At 64.3% G+C, this 21,101-nt stretch carries 16 protein-coding genes and 2 pseudogenes; 7 read left to right on the top strand and 11 right to left on the bottom strand.

Features of this window, described 5'->3' with window-relative positions:
- Positions 1-187 precede the first annotated feature (187 nt).
- Positions 188-1,432, top strand: a complete 1,245-nt coding sequence (locus tag KDD17_RS03210) for a multidrug effflux MFS transporter (protein ID WP_212705251.1) — start codon at positions 188-190, stop codon at positions 1,430-1,432.
- Between the two features lie 64 nt (positions 1,433-1,496).
- The gene (locus KDD17_RS03205; RefSeq protein ID WP_212705250.1) at positions 1,497-2,894 is read left to right on the top strand and encodes a helix-turn-helix domain-containing protein; all 1,398 of its coding nucleotides are present in this window, start codon (positions 1,497-1,499) and stop codon (positions 2,892-2,894) included.
- Here KDD17_RS03205 and KDD17_RS03200 read toward each other — a convergent pair.
- The 8 genes and pseudogenes from KDD17_RS03200 to KDD17_RS03165 all read right to left on the bottom strand — a co-directional run bounded on the left by KDD17_RS03200 (position 2,891) and on the right by KDD17_RS03165 (position 12,051).
- On the bottom strand, positions 2,891-3,580 hold the full coding sequence (locus KDD17_RS03200; RefSeq protein WP_254796878.1) for a thermonuclease family protein: 690 nt from the start codon (positions 3,578-3,580) through the stop codon (positions 2,891-2,893). The genes KDD17_RS03205 and KDD17_RS03200 overlap by 4 nt on opposite strands.
- A 74-nt stretch (positions 3,581-3,654) precedes the next feature.
- A complete protein-coding gene (betA, locus tag KDD17_RS03195; protein ID WP_212705248.1) occupies positions 3,655-5,313 on the bottom strand; it encodes a choline dehydrogenase in 1,659 nt (552 codons plus the stop codon).
- A gap of 258 nt (positions 5,314-5,571) precedes the next feature.
- Positions 5,572-7,026 (bottom strand): betaine-aldehyde dehydrogenase, encoded by a 1,455-nt coding sequence (betB, locus tag KDD17_RS03190; protein WP_212705247.1) that lies wholly within the window; start codon positions 7,024-7,026, stop codon positions 5,572-5,574.
- A 70-nt stretch (positions 7,027-7,096) separates the two neighbouring features.
- Complete coding sequence (locus KDD17_RS03185; RefSeq protein ID WP_212705246.1) at positions 7,097-8,281, bottom strand: BCCT family transporter; 1,185 nt, start codon at positions 8,279-8,281, stop codon at positions 7,097-7,099.
- Positions 8,282-8,357: 76 nt separating this feature from the next.
- Positions 8,358-9,865 (bottom strand): annotated as a pseudogene (gene betC / locus KDD17_RS03180) (choline-sulfatase).
- Positions 9,862-10,437 (bottom strand): choline-binding transcriptional repressor BetI, encoded by a 576-nt coding sequence (betI, locus tag KDD17_RS03175; RefSeq protein ID WP_212705245.1) that lies wholly within the window; start codon positions 10,435-10,437, stop codon positions 9,862-9,864. Before betI ends, betC begins: the two are co-directional and overlap by 4 nt.
- 69 nt (positions 10,438-10,506) lie before the next feature.
- Positions 10,507-11,409: a DMT family transporter gene (locus tag KDD17_RS03170; RefSeq protein ID WP_254796877.1), complete on the bottom strand. Its 903-nt coding sequence runs from the start codon at positions 11,407-11,409 to the stop codon at positions 10,507-10,509.
- Between the two features lie 39 nt (positions 11,410-11,448).
- Entirely contained in the window at positions 11,449-12,051 is a 603-nt protein-coding gene (locus KDD17_RS03165; protein ID WP_212705244.1) for a LysE/ArgO family amino acid transporter, read from the bottom strand.
- A gap of 316 nt (positions 12,052-12,367) precedes the next feature.
- Between KDD17_RS03165 and KDD17_RS03160 the strand changes: the two genes are divergently transcribed.
- Both KDD17_RS03160 and KDD17_RS03155 read left to right on the top strand, forming a co-directional pair.
- A complete protein-coding gene (locus KDD17_RS03160) occupies positions 12,368-12,610 on the top strand; it encodes a hypothetical protein (RefSeq protein ID WP_212706291.1) in 243 nt (80 codons plus the stop codon).
- Positions 12,611-12,714: 104 nt separating this feature from the next.
- Positions 12,715-14,061 (top strand): M20 family metallopeptidase, encoded by a 1,347-nt coding sequence (locus tag KDD17_RS03155; protein WP_212705243.1) that lies wholly within the window; start codon positions 12,715-12,717, stop codon positions 14,059-14,061.
- Here the strand turns inward: KDD17_RS03155 and KDD17_RS03150 are convergent.
- Together KDD17_RS03150 and KDD17_RS03145 are read right to left on the bottom strand one after the other, a co-directional pair.
- The gene (locus KDD17_RS03150) at positions 14,058-14,801 is read right to left on the bottom strand and encodes a YebC/PmpR family DNA-binding transcriptional regulator (RefSeq protein WP_212705242.1); all 744 of its coding nucleotides are present in this window, start codon (positions 14,799-14,801) and stop codon (positions 14,058-14,060) included. The two genes, KDD17_RS03155 and KDD17_RS03150, sit on opposite strands and share 4 nt — an antisense overlap.
- Before the next feature lie 76 nt (positions 14,802-14,877).
- Positions 14,878-15,255 carry a hypothetical protein gene (locus tag KDD17_RS03145; protein WP_212705241.1) on the bottom strand — a complete coding sequence of 126 codons (378 nt, stop codon included), beginning with the start codon at positions 15,253-15,255 and terminating at the stop codon, positions 14,878-14,880.
- 112 nt (positions 15,256-15,367) lie between these two features.
- Here KDD17_RS03145 and KDD17_RS03140 point away from each other — a divergent pair, with 112 nt between their 5' ends.
- The 3 genes from KDD17_RS03140 (at position 15,368) to KDD17_RS03130 (ending at position 19,306) form a co-directional block, all read left to right on the top strand.
- On the top strand, positions 15,368-17,140 hold the full coding sequence (locus KDD17_RS03140; protein ID WP_212706131.1) for an SLC13 family permease: 1,773 nt from the start codon (positions 15,368-15,370) through the stop codon (positions 17,138-17,140).
- A gap of 287 nt (positions 17,141-17,427) precedes the next feature.
- Complete coding sequence (locus tag KDD17_RS03135; RefSeq protein ID WP_212705240.1) at positions 17,428-18,282, top strand: DUF481 domain-containing protein; 855 nt, start codon at positions 17,428-17,430, stop codon at positions 18,280-18,282.
- A gap of 166 nt (positions 18,283-18,448) precedes the next feature.
- On the top strand, positions 18,449-19,306 hold the full coding sequence (locus KDD17_RS03130) for a bile acid:sodium symporter family protein (RefSeq protein ID WP_254796876.1): 858 nt from the start codon (positions 18,449-18,451) through the stop codon (positions 19,304-19,306).
- 2 nt (positions 19,307-19,308) lie between these two features.
- On the opposite strand, the pseudogene KDD17_RS03125 reads toward KDD17_RS03130, so the two are convergent.
- Positions 19,309-21,080: pseudogene (locus tag KDD17_RS03125) on the bottom strand (SLC13 family permease).
- Positions 21,081-21,101 lie beyond the last annotated feature (21 nt).

The following is a 21,101-nucleotide window of genomic DNA, read 5'->3' as shown; positions in this document are numbered from 1 at the left end:
TCCCGAGAGACTGTTGGCGTGCTTGTACCGGAGCGCGCGGAGGAGACAAAGCGCCATTTGGCAAATTTGCAAACTATATTCACGTGCGGATCAGCTAACTGCAAATCTGCTTTAGTTCACAATTTAATTATCAATAATACAACCCGAAGAGTAGACAAGCATGGGGGACAGGTCTAATTCCGGTAGCATGGCTCCTTTACGCAATGATCTGGCGCCCGTTCGTTTCGGCAACCGCAGATCCCCGCCCCACATTCTGACGCTTATCCTGCTGGCCGGCATGTCCGCCTGCGTGATGAACATGTTTTTGCCCAGCCTGCCCAAGATGGCCACGCATTTTGGCACCGATTACGCCGTGATGCAGCTGTCGGTGGCGATCTATCTGGGGTTCTCGGGAGTGCTCCAGATCTTTGTCGGGCCGCTGTCGGACAAATTCGGGCGGCGGCCGGTGATCCTGTGGGGGCTGATGGTGTTTCTGGCGGCCACGCTCGGCTGCATCTACGCGCCGTCGATCGAAGTTTTCCTGTTCTTCCGCATGGTGCAGGCCGCCATCGCCACGGCCATGGTGCTGAGCCGCGCCGCGGTGCGCGATATGTACGATCAGGATCAGGCCGCGTCGATGATCGGCTATGTGACGATGGGGATGGCCGTGGTGCCGATGATCTCGCCCGCATTGGGCGGGGTGCTGGACGAATGGTTTGGCTGGCAGGCCGTTTTCTGGGCGCTGTTTGCGATGGGTCTGGGGACGGCCGTTCTGGCGTGGTTCGACATGGGCGAGACGGCGATCCCGTCCAGCAAATCCATCACCCAGCAATTCGCCGAATATCCGGAGCTGTTCCGCAGCCCGCGTTTCTGGGGCTATGCACTGGCGGCGGGTTTCTCGTCGGGCGCGTTCTTTGCCTATCTGGGCGGCGCCCCTTTCGTGGGCAAGGAAGTGTTCGGGATGTCGCCCTCGGTGCTTGGGTTCTTTTTCGGCGCGCCGGCGGTGGGGTATTTTGCGGGTAACTTCATCACCGGGCGCTACGCTGTGCGCTTTGGCGTGAACACGATGGTGATGTGGGGCTGCATTGCAAATTCCGTGGGCGGCGCGATCTCGTTGCTGATCTTCATGTCCGGCTACGGCAGCCCGGTGAGCTTTTTTGGGCTGATGACGCTGGTGGGGCTGGGCAATGGCCTTGCGATCCCGAACTCCACCGCCGGGATGCTGTCGGTGCGCCCGCATCTGGCGGGCACTGCTTCGGGGCTGGGCGGGGCGATCATGATTGGCGGGGGCGCGGGGCTGAGTGCGCTGGCCGGTGCCATGCTGACGGCCGAGACGGGTGCGTTCCCGCTGTTATGGATCATGTTCCTCACAGCGCTGCTGGGGCTGGTGTCCATCCTTGCGGTGATCCGCCGCGAACGCACCGTGCTGTTGCGCGGCGAGCCTGCGGAGTAGCCTTGCCGCCCGACCTTTGCAAAGCTAGTCTGACGCTGATGCAAAGTTGCAAAAGGCGCGCGCCATGGCCACGCAAAAACTCTACGCCGGATCCAAGCTGCGCGAACAGCGGCTGAAGCTGGGACAGACGCAAAAGGCCTTTGCCGCCCGGCTGGGGGTTTCGCTGCCCTATCTCAACCAGATGGAGAACAATAACCGCCCCGTGTCGACCACCGTTGTGGTGGCGCTGGCGCGGGAATTCGGGATGGACGTGACCGAGCTTTCGTCAGGCGATGGGGAGCGGCTGGCCTCTGACATCTCAGAGGCGCTGGCCGATCCGCTGTTCGAGGGGGACATGCCGCCGCTGGCGGACGTGCGGCTGGCGGCGTCCAACGCGCCGGGGCTCGCGCGTGCCTTCATCAAGCTGCACCAAAGCTACCGACAGGCGCACGAACGCCTTGCCTCGCTCGACGAAGCCTTGGGCCGTGAGGATGCCCGCGCCACGCCCTCCCCCTGGGAGGAGGTGCGCGATTTCTTTCACTATTGCGATAATTACATCGACGCCGTGGACCGCGCCGCCGAACACTTTGCCGGCCGCACCGACAGCGCCCCGATCCACGCCCGCGCCATTGACGCGCTGGGGCAAAGCGGGATCGGCGTCGCCTTCACCGACATGGAGGCGCTGCGGCTGTTTGATCCGGAAACCCGTACGCTGCATATCTCGGCCCGCGTGCCGCCGCAGACCCAGACCTTTCAGCTGCTGTTGCAGGTGGCCCTGCGCAGGCAGGAGCCGCTGCTGGACGCGACGCTGGATCTGGCCCGGTTCCATTCCGACGCGGCCCGCGAAATCGCCAAGATGGGGCTGGCCAACTACTTTGCCGGGGCGGCCCTGCTGCCATACGGCGCCTTTCTGGCGCAGGCGCAGGCCAGCCGTCACGATCTTGAAGCTTTGTCGCAGCATTTCGGCGCGAGCATCGAACAGGTCGCGCACCGGCTATCGACCCTGCAACGCCCCGGCGCAAAGGGGCTGCCGTTTTTCTTTGTGCGGGTGGATCAGGCCGGCACGATCACCAAGCGCCATTCGGCCACCCGGCTGCAATTCGCGCGCTTTGGCGGGGCCTGCCCCCTGTGGAACGTGCACCGCGCATTCGAGACGCCCGGGCGCTTCCTGCGGCAATTGGCCGAAACGCCCGACGGCGTGCGCTATCTTTCGGTCGCGCGCGATATCAGCAAATCGGCGGGGCGCTTCGGGGCGCCCACGCGCCGCTTCGCCATCGCGCTGGGGTGCGAGGTGCGCCACGCGTCGCAGGTCGTCTATGCCGACGGTCTGGATCTTAGCCGTGACACTGCGTTCGAACCCATCGGGATTTCCTGCCGGATCTGCACCCGGAAAACCTGCCACCAGCGCGCCGTACCCCCGCTGGAGCGTCATTTGGTCGTCGACCCCGACCGCCGCGATGTGCTGCCTTACCGCGTGGATTAACGCCGCGCGGCGCGCCAGCCCGCCGCGACCGCCGCCGCCTCGGAGCAGAACCACCGCTCGCCCCGTCGCGCGCTGATGCGGGTCCGGTCGTAGAACGCCTGCCCGGGCACGTGATAGATCCGCTCGCCCGACGCGCTGACGTTGCCCTTGACCGCGCAGCCCTCGGGGGCGATGCCACCCCTGCCCGCCCGGTGATCGGACGGGCGCGCGAGGCTCACCCGGTGCAGACCGCGCCGCGCGCGCATCGCCCGCTGCTCCAGCACCTCGTAGTCGCGACCGTATTTCACGTAGGCAAAGGCGAGCCCTTCGCCCACCAGCCAGCCCGCGATATCCTCACCGCGCACCGTGCAGCGCGCCACCGTGCGCCCGTAGCGATCGGTATCCACGCGCGTGCACTGCGCCTTGGCGCCGGCGTAGCGGTCCTGCACGACGCGCGTGACCCAAACGCCGCAGGCCCAATCCCTGCCCGCCTGCGTGACGCAGCTTTGATCCATCTCGGGCGCGTCGATCGCGTGCAGGCGCACCCGCGTGCCGCCCACGTCCAGCGTATCGCCATCCACGACCGCGACCGTCCCAGCAAACCGCTCCGGCGCCTCAACGGCCCAAAGGCTCAGGCTCGACACGGCCAAAAGGCCCAGCGCCAGAACAAGCGCCCCGCGCGCCCTCAGACGCGCCCAGAAATCCACAACCACCATGAGAGCGATGATACAACCCTCACAACCGAAGGGCGAGCGGAATACACCGGAGAGTTAATATTTCGTTAACGCTGTGCGGTTTCCCAATCGGGGTGCACCCAGGGTTGGTCGTTCGAGGGCGCAATCGGGTCGCGGCCCAACACGTGATCGGCCATCTTCTCGCCCACCATGATCGACGGCGCGTTGAGGTTGCCGTTGGTGATGCGCGGAAAGATCGAGCTGTCCGCAACCCGCAGGCCCCCGACCCCGATCACCCGGCCCTGTGGATCAACGACCGCGTCAGGATCATCCGCGCGGCCCATCTTGCAGGTGCCGCAAGGGTGATAGGCGCTCTCGGCGTGTTCGCGCACAAATCCGTCGATCTCATCGTCGCTCTGCACATCCGCGCCCGGCTGGATCTCGTGTTTGACAAAAGGCGCAAAAGCATCCTGCGCAAAGATCTCGCGCGTCAGGCGCACGCAGCGGCGCCACTCCTCCCAGTCCTCGGGGTGCGACATGTAGTTGAACACGATCTTCGGCGCCGCGTCGGGGTCGCTGGATTTCAACGAAACCCGTCCGCGCGATTTGCTGCGCATCGGCCCCACATGGGCCTGAAACCCGTGCCCCTCTGCGGCGACCTTGCCATCATAGCGCACGGCGATGGGCAGGAAATGGTACTGGATGTCCGGGTAGGCGATCCCGGCCTTCGACCGGATGAACGCCGCACTCTCAAACTGGTTGGACGCGCCCATGCCGCGCTTGAAAAACAGCCACTGCGCCCCGATCAGCGCCTTCGACACGAGGTTCCAATGCTTGTAGAGCGTGATCGGCTGTTTCGAGGCCATCTGCATGTAGACCTCCAGATGGTCCTGCAGATTGCCCCCGACACCGGGCCGGTCTGCCAGCACCTCGATCCCGTGCTCGGCCAGGTGGGCGGCGGGGCCGATGCCCGAATGCATCAGGATCTTGGGCGAGTTGATCGACGAGGCCGCCAGGATCACCTCGCGCCGCGCGCGGATCACCTCGATCCGGCCACCGCGCTTGACCTCGACGCCCACGGCGCGCCCCTCTTCGATCACCACCCGCCGCGCCAACGCGCGCGTGAGCCCGACATTCGCGCGTTTGAGCGCGGGACGCAGATACGCATTGGCCGCCGACCAGCGCCGCCCGTTCCAAACCGTCTGCTCCATCGGGCCAAAGCCTTCCTGCTTTTGACCGTTATAGTCGTCCGTGGCCTCATATCCCGCCTGCTTTCCCGCCGCGACAAAGGCCTCGAACAGCGGGTTCTCACGCGGCCCGCGGCTGACGTGCAGCGGCCCGTCGGTGCCGCGCCAGTAGCTGTCGCCACCGTGGCCGCCGTCGTGCCATGTCTCCATCCGGCGGTAGTAGGGTAACACATCGGCGTAGCCCCAACCGTCCGCGCCGCTGTCACGCCAATGATCGAAATCCATCGCGTGCCCGCGCACGTAGACCATCCCGTTGATCGACGACGATCCACCGATCACCTTGCCGCGCGGCACCACCAGACGCCGCCCGCCCAGATGCGGCTCGGGCTCGGATTCCAACCCCCAGTCGTAGCGCTTCATGTTCATCGGATAGCTCAGCGCGGCGGGCATCTGGATGAACGGGCCTGCGTCCGATCCCCCGTGCTCGATCACCAGCACGCTCTCGCCCGCCTCGCCCAGCCGGTAGGCCATCGCGCAGCCCGCGCTGCCCGCACCCACAATCACATAATCCGCTTCCATATCCGTCTTCCTTCTCTCGTGATTCTGCGGTGGGTCAAGGAGGCCGAAGGCCCCCGGCGCACGCCGGGCATGTCCTTGAGGCACCGCAGAATCGCATCCATCCTCGGTGAGGTGACTTGAGGCGCACAAAGCGCCCTCAAGCACCTCTCAGCAGACCGGAGCACCCTCGCAACCGCCCCGACCGCTAAAATACTGCGAGCACAGCCGCCCCACGCGCCAAATATCGCGTGCGGCGTCAGCCGCTCCGTCAGATCGCGGCTAGAACGGCGCCTCGACGTCGCCCATGCGCACGTAGACCGATTTCAGCTGGCTGTAGTGCTCGATCGCAGCCTTGGAGTTCTCGCGCCCCACACCGGAGGCCTTCACCCCGCCAAAGGGCGCCTCCACCGGCGCATCATTGTAGGTGTTGATATAGCAGGTGCCCGCCTCGAACCCGGCAGCGATGCGGTGCGCGCGGGTCAGATCGTTGGTGAAAACCCCCGCCGCCAGCCCGAATTCGGTGTCGTTGGCGCGTGCCATCACCTCGGCCTCGTCCTCGAAATCCAGCACCGCCATCACGGGGCCAAAGATTTCCTCGCGCGCGATGACCATGTCGTCGGTCACATCGGCAAAAACCGTCGGCTGCATGTAAAATCCGTCGCGCGCGATCCGCTTGCCACCGTAGACCAGCCGCGCGCCCTCGGCCTCACCCTTGGCGATGTAGTCCAGCGCGATATCCATCTGCTGCTGCGACACCATCGGGCCAAAACTCGTCTCCGGCTCCATCGGATCCCCGATCACCGCCGTCTCCAGCCGCTCGGCCAGACGGGTCAGAAACGCCTCCTTGATGCCTTTGTGCACAAACACCCGTGTCCCGTTGGAGCAGACCTGACCCGAACTGTAGAAATTCCCGTTGATCGCCCCCGATACGGCGTTTTCGATATGCGCGTCGTCAAACACGATCATCGGGGATTTGCCGCCCAGCTCCATCGTGACATGCTTCATGCCCTGCGCCGCGGCGGCGTAGACCTTGCGCCCCGTCGGCACCGACCCGGTGAGCGAGACCTTGTCGACGCGCGGATCGGTCACCAGCGATGCACCCACATCGCCCAGTCCCTGCACCACGTTGTAAAGCCCCGCGGGCAGGCCAGCTTCCACCAGGATCTCCGCCACCTTTAGCGCGCAGAGCGGTGTCGTCTCGGAGGGTTTGAAGATCACCGCATTGCCGCAGGCCAGCGCCGGTGCGCCCTTCCAGCAGGCGATCTGCGTGGGGTAGTTCCAGGCGCCGATCCCCACGCAGACGCCCAGCGCCTCGCGGCGGGTATAGACCCAATCGCCCCCGCCCAGCGGGATATGCTCGCCCGTGAGGGTCGCGGCCATGCCACCAAAATACTCCAGCGCATCCGCCCCGGAGGTAGCATCCGCGACGGAGGTCTCCTGATAGGGCTTGCCGGTGTCGTAGGTTTCCAGCACCGACAGATCGTGGTTGCGATCGCGCATGATGTCGGCGGCACGGCGCAAGATGCGCCCCCGCTCGGTCCCGCTCATCGCGGCCCATGCCGCCTGTGCGCCCCGCGCGGCGGTGATGGCCTGTTCGACGATTGCGGGCGTGGCCGCGTGCACGGTGGCGATCACCTCGCCCGTGGCGGGATAGATCACATCGATCTTTGTGCCTTCGGTGTCCTCGACGTATTGGCCGCCGATGAAATGGCTCGCGGTGGGTTGGGTCTGCATAAATCTCTCTCGTGCTCATGTGGGGGGCCGCGCCACACGCGCGACCCCGGTTGGTTTCAAAGGGCCACGCCTATTCGGCGGGCATGTTCGCATTGCCCGTCAGCCCCGACATGCGGTCGCGTTTGACAAAGAACAGGTAGGCCAGCGCAAGAAGGTAGATCCCGATGACCACCGTTCCAACCCACTGGATCTGCAACCACTGGCTTTGGAACAGCAGCGTCAGCGCAAACAGGCCCACGGCATTGGCCAGCACGTATTGCACCGTGCCGAACCGCTCGGTCGTCAGGTTGAGGTTGTCGGTGTAAAGCCGGATCAGGCTGTCGAAGCTGTTGATCACGAAAACGATGCCCACGATGGTCATCGCCCAGTTCGGGATGCCCGCGGTGCCGATATCGTTGAGGAAGTAGTAATACAGCACCGAGAACCACAGCGCGAGCGGGATCGACGGGAAGATCAGCAAGGCCGCCAGCAGCTGCCAGGTTTTCAGCCCACCCACAAAACGGCTCACGAACTGCCCGATCATGATCGACCACGCAAACCACCAGAACAGGTAGAATTCGTGGTAATCCGTCAGCGGGATGATGAACTTGTGGATATTGGCGAAATACCCGCCGATGTTGCTGGAGGTGGAGGCCAGATCGCCCACGCTCATGCCCGCGTTGAAGAACATGAACGCGATCAGCGCAAAGAACAGCACCGTGGAGCTGACCGACAGCACCCGCACGAATTTGATATCTGTGGAGCTGAACGCCGCGATCAGGATCACCAGGAAGCAGATCAGGTAGAAGATCGGCAGGATCGTCTCCCCGTCGCCCACTTCGGCGATGTAGTAGGGCATGTAGATCAGGAACAACGCGCCGGTGAAGGCGCAGGTGGTGATGATGACGATGTTGTTGAGCACGCGCACGGCGGGGATCTCAAAGAACTTCACCCGCGGCTCGATCGCGCAGAAATAGAACGTCGTCAGGAAATAGAACGCCCAGATCAGGAACCCCCAAAAGCCGAATTCCAGCGCCAGCGGGTTGGTAAAGGCGTAGGCAGGCTCCGCCGCGGTGTCGGCGTAAAGCGGATAGTCGAACGCCAGCGGAAACATGATCAGCCCCACATCGAGGCCCGAGGTGAACAGGATCGCGATGAAGGTGAACAGCGGCACCGGTGTGACGCCCGTCAGCTCAAGGTTCCACCATTTGATCACACAGAAGATCACCAGCACAAAGGCAAGGATCACTCCGAAGGAGATGATTGAGGTTAGCATTTTTGTCCCTATCGGTTGTTGCGGATGCTTTTTTTCAGCGCGCGGGCCCTGCATCCTCTGGGCGCGCGCGTAATCGCTATTCGCCGCGCGGAAAGCGTTTGTTTTCCTCCAGCACGTTCAGATCCATGTGGTTGCGCATATAGGCCTCCGACGCGTCTCGCAGCGGTTGATAGTCCCACGGATAATACCCCCCTCGCGCAGCGCCTCATAGACAATCCAGCGGCGTGCCTGGCTTTTGCGCACATCGGCGTCGAATGCATCAAGATCCCAGCGCGCGTCCGCCTTGGCGCGCAGCTGGTCCAGCGTGCCGCGATGGGCGGGAACATCCGCAAGGTTCGTCAGCTCATGCGGATCCGCCTCCAGATCAAACAGCTGATCGGGGTCAAGCGCGCAGCGGTTGTATTTCCACTTGCCATAGCGCAGCGAGACAAGCGGCGCATAGGAGGCCTCTGCCGCATATTCCATCGCGACGGGTTCGGTGCGCTCCACCCCCTGCCCCATGGGCACAAGGCTTTGCCCCGTGGTCCAGGGCATGATCTCGGACATATCAACGCCCGCCAGATCGCACAGCGTCGGGCAGACGTCGATATTGCTGACGGGCGTGGTGTGCAGGCCCGGTTCCATCTGGGGAGCGCTGATCATCATCGGCACGCGGGATGAACCCTCAAAGAAGCTCATCTTGAACCACAACCCGCGCTCGCCCAGCATATCACCGTGGTCCGAGACAAAGAGGATGATCGCCTCCTGCCGGGTGTCCTCAAGCGTTTGCAGGATCTCCCCGATCTTGTCGTCGAGATAGCTGATGTTGGCGAAATAGGCGCGGCGGGCGCGTTTGATGTGATCCTCGGTGATGTCGAATTCGCGCCAGTTGTTGGCGTCAAAAATGCGCTGGCTGTGCGGGTCGTGATCGGCGTAGTTCATCGCCGGAACCTCGGGCAGCAGGTGTTCGCAATCTGCGTAGAGATCCCAGTATTTCTTGCGCGCCACATACGGGTCGTGCGGATGGGTGAAGCTGGCGGTTAGGCACCACGGGCGCTTGTCCAGACCGCGGCTCAACTCATAGATCTTGCGCGTGGCCTCATAGGCGACGGCATCGTCGTATTCCATCTGATTGGAGATTTCGGCCACACCCGCGCCGGTGACGCTGCCCATGTTGTGATACCACCAGTCGATGCGCTCACCGGGTTTGCGGTAATCGGGGGTCCAGCCGAAATCGGCGGGATAGATGTCGGTCGTCAGCCGATCCTCGAACCCGTGCAACTGGTCGGGGCCCACAAAATGCATCTTGCCCGCGAGACAGGTGTAATAGCCCGCGCGCCGCAGGTGATGCGCGTAGGTCGGGATGCTCGACGCAAACTCCGCCGCGTTATCGTAGACGCCGGTCGCACTGGGCAATTGCCCCGACATGAACGCGCCCCGCCCCGGCGCGCAGAGCGGCGAGGCGGTATAGGCGTTGCGAAAACGGGTCGACCGCGCGGCGAGTTTCTTGAGGTTGGGCGCGTGCAGCCAATCGGCGGGGCCGTCGGGAAACAGCGTCCCGTTCAATTGGTCGACCATCAGGATAAGGATGTTGGGCTGTGTCATTGGCTGTCTTTCACTATGAGATCGAGCGTGCGCAGCGCGGTCTCGCGCGCGTCGGTGATGGTGCCTTCGGGGGCCAGCGCCGCCCGCAGATACAACCCGTCGATCAGCGCGGCGATGGCCTCCGCCTGCACCTGCGGTGCGGCGCAAATGGGACGCAGCGCGTGCGTCAGGTTCGAGCGCAGTCGCGACTGGTACAGCGTCAGCAGTCGTAAGGTCTGCGCGTTCGAGCGTGCGGCGGCATAGAGCGTCATCCACGCGCTGACAGTCGCGGGGGCAAAGCATGTCTCGGCAAAGCTGGCGGTGATGATCGCCTCGGCCCGCCCGCGCGGTGTATCAGCCCGTGCAAGCTCCGCGCGCACCTCGGCACCGTATTCGGTGAGGATGTGGCGCATCGCCGCGAGAAAGATCTGATCCTTGCCGCCGAAATAATGATGCGCCAGCGCCGTTGACATGCCCGCGGATTTGGCAATCTGGCCAACGGTGACGTCCAACGTCTGCGCACGCCCGATCTCGGCGATGGTTGCCTGCACCAGCGAGGCGCGGCGCAGCGGCTGCATTCCAAGCTTTGGCATATGCGATCTCCCCCAGGTTGCGACCCTAGGATGTGCACGGCTTAAACTGACTCGTCAATCAATAAAAAATCAGGTCTTGGGCGCGTGGGCCAGCGGCGTGACCGAGCGGTTCAGCATCGCCTCACGCCAGGTGATGAAGGTGACCGAGCCCAGAATCACCATACCGCCCAGAATGACCCAGATATCGATCGCCTCATCAAACCAGATCACCCCCAGCAGCGCCGCCCACAGGAGTTGCAGGAAGGTGACCGGCTGCGTCACCGTCACGGGTGCGGCGGCAAAGGCCAGCGTCATGGTGTAGTGGCCGGCGGTGGCAAAACAGGCGACACCGAACAGGAACGCCAACTCCCGGCCCGTGGGCGTCACCCAATCGGCGGCGGCAAAGGGCGCAAGACCGATGGTGACAAAGATCGACAGCATCGCGACAACCACACCGGGCTTGACCTCATCGGCCATGATCTTGGCCGTCAGGTAGCTGCCGGCAAAGACGATTGCCGCGAACAGCATCGCGATATGGCCCGCGCTGACCTCGCGAAAGCCGGGACGCAGGATGATCGCGGCTCCGGCCAGCCCCATCACGACGGCAATGATCCGCCGCGCTGCCAGACGCTCGCCCAGAAACAGGGCCGCGCCAATCGTGACGTAGATCGGCGCCAGGTAGTTCATCGCCGTGACCTCGGCAATCGGGATGCGCACCATGGCAAAGAACCACAGGATGACGCCGCCCGCATGACAAAATCCGCGCAGCGTGAACAGGCCCCATTGCCGCCGCGTCAGATGCGCCGCGCGCAGCGCGCCGATGGCCGGGATCAGAAAAATCAGCCCCATCGCGTAACGAATGAACGCCGCCTCACCGGGTGGCATGCGCGGACCCATCGTTTTGACAAGTGCGGTGACCATGATGAAACACACCCCGGTCACCAGCATCCAGAAAATCCCCACGAGGGGGCGCTGATCGGCCTGCGGTATCATGGTCTGACTTGACCGCAACCTTTGCGCCAGCGCAAGGGCTTAGTGCCCGCCCAGCAGCAGCGCCGCCGCAATCGCCCACATCGTCAGCGCCACGATCGCATCCAGAATGCGCCAGCTGACCGGCTTGCGAAACAGCGGCGCCAGCAGGCGCGCGCCATAGCCCAGCGTGAAGAAGAACACGAAACTGCCCGTCGCGGCGCCCGCCCCGAAAGTGAAGCGATCCGCATACTGCGCCGAAATCGACCCCAGCAGCACCACCGTATCAAGATAGACGTGCGGATTGAGAAACGTGAGTGCCAGCAAGGTGGCAATCGTTGGCCAGAGCGGCTGCACCGGACCGCCCTCCGCCTCCAGTGCCGCCCCACCGCGCCACGCGCTCAGCGCGTTCTGTGCACCGTAGACGATCAAGAACAGCGCCCCGCCGTAGCGCATGACCGTCTCGAACCACGGCACCGCCTGCGCCAGCGCACCGAACCCCGCCACGCCCGCAACGATCAGAATCGCATCACTGACCGCGCAGGTGAGGCAGACGGCAAACACATGGCTGCGCCGCAATCCCTGCCGCAAGACAAAGGCATTCTGCGCCCCGATCGCCAGGATCAGCGACAGGCTCAGCCCGAACCCTGCAAAGAATGTGGTCATCTTCCGCCCTCCGTCGCGCGTCCCAAGGGCGTGGTAGGTCAACGGCGCGCCCCTTCACAAGCGCCAAAATCCGCCCATTCGAGGCAGCGGGCGGTCACAAACCGCTCACGTCAATGCGTTTTGCACGTGTGCAGCCCGTTCGCTAAAGTTATCTCAAGAAAAGTGGATGGACGAAAAAGAAATGAAATCAGCCAGATAGGAGACGCTCATCTCTGGGTTGAGAATATTTCTTCCGATCACGTGAAACTGAACGCTTCGTACTGGCGTATCTATGATCAAGCACCTATCTGAAGCTCAGATAACAAGGATAAAGCAGATGTTCGATAACACACAGAAGCTGGAAATCAGCCCCCAGGAAATCGACCTGATCGAAAAAGCGCTCGAGACGCAGTCGAAGATCCTGCACATGCAGGCCAGCGCCGGCGGCTCCGGCGCGGTTGACCGTCTCAACGAGGTCAAGCGCGTGCTGGCAACAATCACCGCGCAGCGCCGCGCGGACGAGACGAACGAAGGCACGTCTTTTTCGGGCTTCATGCGGTTCATGGGTCAGACGACCTGAGGTTTCCGACAGGCTGACACGATCAAAACCGCCCTGAGGGGCGGTTTTTTGTTGCCTGCATGCCAGTGAGGGCACACCATCGGGCGCACTGCAGGGAGCCCGCGATGACCGATAGATTTACCGCCCGCGCCGCCATTGCGGCCTATGCCGCAGACGCGTTCGGGGCGGAGCTTGCCGCACTCGTCGCACACCCCACCGACAGCACCGGCACCGATCCCCGGGCGGATCCTGTGGGCTATCTCACCGATGGATTGCAGCCGCGGCTTGCGCGCATGGGCTGTGATGTGCGCGTGTATCCGGGCGCGGCCCCGGTGATGATTGCCGCGCGGATCGAGGACCCCAGCCGCCCTACCGTGCTGATCTACGGCCACGGCGATACTGTGCCCGCCATGCACGGTCGCTGGACGGACGGACGCGATCCATTGACGCTTACCGCCGAAGGGGATCGCCTTTACGGGCGGGGCACGGCGGACAACAAGGGCCAGCATCTGATCAATATCGCCGCCCTTGAGGCGGTGATCGCCACGCGCGGGCGGCTCGGGTTCAACGTCAAGCTGCTGATCGAGATGAACGAGGAGACCGGATCAACCGGGCTGGAGGCATTTGCCGACGCCCACCGCGACGCGCTCGCCGCAGATGTGCTGATTGCCTCGGATGGGCCCCGCGCCGCGCCGGACGTGCCTTGCGTGTTTCTGGGCGCCCGTGGCGCGCTCAATTTCGAGTTGCGCGTGGATCTGCGCACGGGCGCGCATCATTCGGGCAATTGGGGCGGGCTGCTGGCCGATCCGGCGATGATCCTCGCCCATGCGCTCGCCTGCATCACCGACGCGCGTGGCCAGATTGCAATCCCCGCCTGGCGCCCCAACAGCCTGACCGACGACGTGCGCGCGGCCCTCGCCGCCCTGCCCGACCCGGAGGCGGAGGATTGGGGCGAGGCGACGCTTACCCGGAACGAGCGCGTCTACGGCTGGAACAGCTTTGCCGTGCTGGCGATGAAGGCGGGCACGCCCGAGGCGCCGGTGAACGCCATCGCGGGGCATGCGCATGCGCAGTGCCAGTTGCGGTTCGTGGTGGGGACCGATGCGGATGCCATCCTGCCCGCCCTGCGCGCGCATCTCGACGCGCACGGATTTCAGGCGGTACAGATCACGCAGGCGGATGGGGTCAGCTTTCCTGCCACGCGCCAGCCGCTCGATCATCCGTGGGTCGCGCGGGTGTGCCGGTCGATCGAGGAGAGCACCGGGATGGCCCCCCACGTGCTGCCGAACCTCGCGGGCTCCCTGCCCAATCACGTCTTTACCGATACGCTGGGCCTGCCGACCGTCTGGATCCCGCATTCCTACAAAGGCTGCAACCAGCACGCGCCTGACGAGCACGCGCTGCGCAGCATCAGCCATCAGGCGCTGGATCTGATGACGGCCCTGTGGTGGGACATCGGCGCCGACGCCTAGTCGAGCTGTTCCATCACCTCGTCGGAGGCTTCGAAATTCGCGGTCACGCGCTGGATGTCGTCGTCATCCTCAAGCGCGTCGATCAGCTTCATCAGCTTTTGCATGCCCTCAAGGTCCATCTCGGTCGTGGTGGTGGGGCGCCAGACGAGCTTTGTGCTCTCGCTCTCGCCCAGCTCCGCCTCAAGCGCCGAGGACACCTCGTTCAGGTCCGTGTCCGCGCAGGTGATCACGTGCCCGTCGTCCGAGCTGTCGACATCCTCGGCGCCGGCTTCAATCGCGGCCATCATCACCGTGTCGGCGTCACCCGCCTCCGCCGGATAGACGACCTCGCCCTTGCGGTCGAACATGAAGCCGACGCTGCCCGTCTCGCCCAGGTTGCCGCCGTTCTTGGTGAAGGTCGAGCGCACGGTCGACGCGGTGCGATTGCGGTTGTCGGTCATCGCCTCGACGATCACCGCCACACCGTTGGGGCCATAGCCCTCATAGCGGATCTCTTCGTAATCCTCCGCATCGCCGCCTGTCGCCTTCTTGATCGCGCGGTCGATGTTGTCCTTGGGCATCGACACGCCCTTGGCTTCCTTGACGGCCAGACGCAGGCGCGGGTTCTTGTCGGGATCGGGATCGCCCATCTTGGCGGCGACGGTGATCTCCTTGCTGAGTTTCGAGAACAGCTTGGAGCGCAGTTTGTCCTGGCGCCCCTTGCGGTGCTGGATATTTGCCCATTTGGAGTGGCCGGCCATGTGATCCCTCTTGCGTTTGTTGCGCCACAGGATTTAGCGGCGCGCGCGCGCGCACTCAACCCCCATCGGCGCGGGATCAGATCGGGTCGGACGCCTGCGTCGGCAGGGTCTGAAGCAACGCATCACGCAGCATTGGCGTGTTGAAGGGCGGCTCCAGGAAAATCCAGTTCTGGGTATCGGTGTCGCGCACCGGCGCGCTCAGCACCACCGGCAGCGCGGCGCGGGCCTGCATGGCAAATCCCAACCCCTTGAGCGACGCGTCGATGGGCGCCCGATCAAGTTCAGGATTGATGATCGCCCAGGCCCATCCGTCGAGCGCATGCAAACGCTCGCAGGCCTGATCGTAATCCTCGGCAATTTCGATTTGCGCCTGCGGGTGCACCTCATTGACGGTCTCGATGACATCATCACGCAGGATCGGATCGGAAATGAAAACCAGAACATGTTTCTTCATGCGGGGCTCCCTGATACTCGGTAAGACCGGAGGGTAAAACTAGGATCCGGCGTAGCTGTATACACCGGTGCACAGTGTCTTGCCAATCCCCCTGTCCATGCAAGCTGACACGATGACACAGGACCAGATCATTCTCTTCGCCCTCTTCGGCGGCGTGTTCGCGCTGCTGCTCTGGGGGCGGTTCCGCTACGATATCGTGGCCTTTTCCGCGCTGATGCTGGGCGTGGTGCTGGGGGTGGTCGACAGCGGCGATGCGTTCAGCGGCTTTGGCCATCCCGCCACGCTGGTGGTGGCGCTGGTGCTGGTGGTCTCGGCCGGGCTCGTGCGGTCGGGCGCGGTACTGCTGATCACGCGCACGCTCGTGGATGCCTCGCGTTCGCTGGGCGCGCATATCACGCTGATGGGCGCCGTGGGCGGGATCCTGTCGGCGTTCATGAATAACGTTGCGGCGCTGGCGCTGCTGATGCCGGTAGACATCCAGACCGCGCGCAAGGCCGGGCGCAGCCCGGGCGTGTCGCTGATGCCGCTGAGCTTTGCCACGATCCTGGGCGGCATGGTCACGCTGATCGGCACGCCGCCCAACATCATCATCGCCTCGATCCGCGAGCAATCGCTGGGTGAGCCGTTTCGCATGTTTGATTTCGCCCCCGTGGGCGGCATCGCCGCGATTGCGGGGCTGGCGTTTGTAGCACTTGTCGGCTGGCGGCTGATCCCCACGCGCGAGGATGCGACGCTGCGCGCCGAAGACGTCTCGCAATACATTGCCGAATTGGTCGTGCCCGAGGGCAGCAAGCTGATCGGCACCCGCCTTTATGAGCATGAGGACGCGGCGGAGAAATCCGATGTGGCGATCCTGGGGTTGATGCGCGACGGCACGCGGCGCTACGGGCGCGCGCGCAACACCGCGCTGCGGGCGGGCGACGCGCTGGTGCTGGAAGCCGCGCCCGACGCGCTGGATGAATTCCGCACGACGCTTGATCTCGCCGTCGCCGATGCCACCCGTGAAGAGCGCCTGCGCGCCGACGGTGAAGGGGTCGAGGTGATCGAGGTGGTCGTCACCGCCGAAAGCCGCCTGCACGGGCGCAGCGCACAAAGCGTGGGTCTCGCCTGGCGCCAGCGCACCGTGCTGCTGGGCATCTCCCGCCGGGGCCGCCGCATCACCTCGCAGCTGCGCAAGACCGAGCTGCGCACAGGCGACATTCTGTTGTTGCTGGTGCCGCGCGACACCGCGCAGGACGTGACCGACTGGTTGGGCGTGCTGCCGCTGGCCGATCGGGGCCTCGCGGTGACCGAGAATTCCAAGATCTGGCTTGCAATTGGCCTGTTTGCGGGCGCCGTGACCGCCGCCTCGCTGGGCCTGATCTATCTGCCCATTGCCCTTGGCATCGTCGTGATCGCCTACGTGCTGGCCAAGATCGTGCCGCTGTCAGAGCTTTATACCCATATCGAATGGCCCGTCGTGGTGCTCCTTGGCTCGATGATTCCACTGGGGGCCGCGCTTGAGAAATCCGGTGGAACCGAGCTGATCGCGGGCGCATTGGTGGGGCTGACCGAAGGGATGCCCGCCTGGGCGGTGCTGACCGTGCTGATGGTGGTGACGATGACGCTGTCAGATGTGCTCAACAACACCGCGACGACGATTGTCGCGGCCCCGGTGGGTATCCAGATGGCCAACACGCTGGACGTGAACCCCGATCCGTTCCTGATGGCGGTGGCGATTGCCGCCTCCTCGGCGTTTTTGACGCCCATCGGACACAAGAACAACACGCTGATCCTCGGCCCCGGCGGCTATGGCTTTGGCGATTACTGGCGCATGGGACTGCCGCTTGAGATCATCGTGATCGCCGTTTCAATCCCATCGATTCTGGTCTTCTGGCCCCTCTGAGCGGCGCTGCGGGCGACTGTACCGCGCGTTGGGTTACAAGGGGTGCGCAAATATTTCCCGACACGTCAGGCGCGTTTTCGCCATCCGCACACAGCTTTGGCGTGTTTTGCGCACCCTGTCCGCCCACGCGCAAATCAAGAGAGATAAATTTGATGCGCGCACTTTCCCCTCGCGCGGCGCACGCGCGATTTACGTCGCGTGGGCAAGGGGTTGGGCGTAGATCCCGCAGCAGCAAAGATGCTCCTGCGGCGACACGCCCGGGCCCCTCCTGAACAGGAAACTTAACGATGAACACGCTTACCAAATTCGCCACCGTCTCTTTCATCGCGCTGATGGCTGCGGCCCCCGTTGCCGCCCAATCGAGCCTGACCGGTATCGAAACGCTGAACGACGACATCGACGACATCACCGACGACGTGAACGATGATCTGACCGTCGGCGAAGACGCGGACCGCTTTGGCCCCAACGGCGTCGCACAGGGCTTTCGCGGCTCGCTCGCCCTGTCCGCAGCCGGCACCAGCGGCAACACCGACACCGGATCCATCGTGGGCGCCGGCCGCGTGACCTACGGCGTGGGCGACTGGAACCACCTTGGCGGCTTTGCGCTGCGCTACGGTGAGGACAACGGCGACAAGAGCGAAGAGAAGGTCTTTGCCACCTACGAGGGCAGCCGCTATTTCACGCCGCAGGTCTATGCCTTTGGCCTGGCGCGCTACCAGTACGACGGTTTCCTCGAAGATGACGCGGGCAACGAAATCGACGGTGCCGAAACCGATGCTTTCCTCGGCTTTGGTGCGGGCTACCGTGTTCTGAACAAACCCGATCACACCTGGCGTGTGCAGGCCGGCCCCGGCGTGCGCTATTTCAAGGATGTGAACGACCAGTCCGATACCGAAGCGGCGGCGATCGTCTCCTCGCGCTACTACTATGCCTTCAGCGACACGGTGTCCTTCACCATGGATACCGAGATCCTCGGCTCTGACACCAACACCGTTCTGGTCAACGACGCCGGTGTGAATTTCAAGGTGACGAACAACCTGTCGACCCGGATCAACTACCGGACCGATTACAACACCGACCCGACACCGGGTCTGCGGTCAACCGACAACACGCTGGGCGTCTCGCTGGTGCTGGGCTTCTAAACCCACCGCGCACACGCCGCGCGGTCGCGATCCCTCGGGACCGCATGGCCGACAGGAAAGGAGGATGGGGAATTCCATCCTCCTTTTTTCGTGTGCGCGGGCAACGGCTCTTGGCGCCGCGGCGGCGGCGTGCAAACCTGCACCCAAACCGCAAGGAGCCGCCATCATGGACACCCTCATCAACGTCGTTTTGCCGATCTCGCTGGCGATCATCATGCTGTCGCTCGGCATCGGGCTGACCGTGGCGGATTTCCGGCGGGTTGCCACCCGCCCGCGCGGCTTTGCCGTGGGTGCCGCGTGCCAGCTGGTTCTGCTGCCTGTCGCGGCCTACGCCGTGGTGCGCGCCTTTGGGCTGGGGCCGGAACTGGCCGTGGGCGTGATGCTGATCGCGCTTTGCCCCGGTGGCGTGACGTCAAATATGCTGAGCCGCCTGGCGCGCGGCGACGTGGCGCTGTCGGTGTCGCTGACGGCGGTGATCTCGCTCGTCAGTGTGCTGACCGTGCCGATCCTCGCGGCCTGGGCCGTGGTGCATTTCATGGGTGATGCGGCGCCAGCGGTAAACGTGACCGCCCTGGGCATCGCGATGTTCGTCATCACGGCCCTGCCCGTGGCCCTCGGCGTGCTGATCCGCCATTTCGCGCCGGGTTTCGCCAACCGGGCGGAGCCGGTGCTGACCCGCGTGGCCACGGTACTGTTTGTCGTGATCGTGTTGGCCGCCCTTGCGGGGAACTGGTCGCTCTTTGTCGACAACCTTCCCCGGCTTGGGCCCGCGCTGATGACGCTCAACGTCGTGCTGATGCTGGCGGGTCTGGGGATCGCGGCCGCACTGGGGCTGGGCCGTCAGGCCGCGCGTACCGTGTCGATCGAGACGGGCGTGCAGAACGCCACGCTGGGCATCACGCTGGCCGCCCTGATTTCGGGGCAAAGCGAGGGGTTTTCGACCATGGCGCTGCCGGCGGCGGTCTACGGCATCACGATGTATCTGGTCGCCCTGCCCTTCGTCGCGTGGTTCCGGCGCGGCTGAGGCTACCAGATCAGCGGAATCACAAGGCTGGCGACCACCGACATCGACAGGTTAAGCGGGATGCCGACCTTCATGAAATCGGTGAAGGTGTAGCCCCCCGGCCCGTAGACCAGCGTGTTGGTCTGATAGCCGATGGGCGTGGCAAACGCGCAGGACGCCGCGATCATCACCGCCACCACCAGTGCACGTGGATCAAGGCCCAGGGCGGCGGCAAGCGAGATGGCAATCGGCGTCATGATGACGGCGACCGCGTTGTTGCTCACGATCTCGGTAAAGACGGTCGTCAGCAGGAACACACAGAATATCACGCCCCCCGGCGGCAGCCCCATCAACACGGGGGAAATCCCGTCAACGATCAGCTGGACCGCGCCCGTGTGCTGCAACGCGGCCCCCACCGCGAGCATGGAAAAGATCAGCGCAAGCAGGCGCCCGTCGACAAAGGAGAACGCCTCTTCGGCGTCGATGCAGCCGGTCAGCAGCACGATGGCCACGGCGATCACCGCCAGCATCAGAATGGGCGCCACGCCAAAGGCCGCCAGCGTGACGATGCCCAGAAGGGCGGCGATGGCGATGGGTGCGTGGCCGCGGCGATAGGCGCGCTGCGACGGGGTCGACACGTCGACCATGTCCATATCGGACGAGAGGCGCTGGATGTCCTCCGGCGCGCCCTCCAGCAGCAGCGTGTCGCCCACGCGCACGATCAGATCGTCCAGCTGCCGCCCGATGTTCTGGTTGCGCCGGTGCACGGCCAGCGGATAGACACCGTAGCGCCGCCGCAGGCGCAGCGACCCCAAACTGCGCCCGATCATCTTGCAGCCGGGCGTGATGAGCACCTCGACCGTCGTCGTCTCCACCGCCGAGACCTGATCCACGCGTTTCAGCTCCGGCGTGGCCTGAAGGCTCAGCAGTTCGGCCATCTGCGTGCGCAGCACCACCCGGTCCCCGGTCTGCAACGTCACCCCTTCAAGCGAGCGGCGCAGGGAGGCATCGCCGCGGATCACGTCGATCAGGCGCACGCCCTGGCGTTTGAACAGGTTCACGTCCAGCACCTCGCGCCCGATGAGGTTACTATCGGGGGGATCACCGCCTCGGAAAAGAATTTCATCTTGGACCGGTCGCCCAGCATGCCCGCCATGCTGTCGCGCTCGGGCAGCAGGCGGCGCCCGATGGTGGCCATATAGATCAACCCCCACGCGCAGACGACAAGGCCCACTGGCAGGATCTCGAAGATGCCGAAGGGCTCCATCCCCTGATTGCGCGCCACACCGTCCACAAGCAGGTTGGTCGAGGTGCCCAGCAGCGTCAGCGACCCGCCCATGATCGCGGCATAGCTCAGCGGGATCAGCAGCTTGGACGCTTTGGTGCCCAGCGTCTTGGCCAATTGCACGACGACGGGGATCATCACGACGACGACGGGCGTGTTGTTCATGATCGCACTCGCCCCCATGACGGAAACGATGACGCCGATCACCGCAAGGCGCGGATTGCTGCGGGCATAGCGTTCGGCAAGCCCCGTCAGCACTGCAAGCGCACCGGTGCGCACCAGGGCCCCCATCACGATGAACATCGCCGCAATCGTCCAGGGGGCCGCGTTCGACAGCACCCCTTGGGCCAGATCATAGGGCAGCAACCCCGTCGCCAGCAGCACCGCCGCACCGCCAAGTGCGACCACCTCGGTCGGCAGCGTCTCGCGCAGGAACAACACGAACATCGCGGCCACGACGGTCAGCGCAAGGATCGCCTGCGCAAATTGGCTCAGCTCGAATAGCGGCATGCGATGTCTCCTGCAGCGCGA

Origin of the sequence: Sulfitobacter albidus (genome assembly GCF_018200035.1) — a bacterium.
GTDB lineage: Bacteria > Pseudomonadota > Alphaproteobacteria > Rhodobacterales > Rhodobacteraceae > Sulfitobacter > Sulfitobacter albidus.
This window is presented reverse-complemented; position numbering and strand designations above follow the sequence as displayed.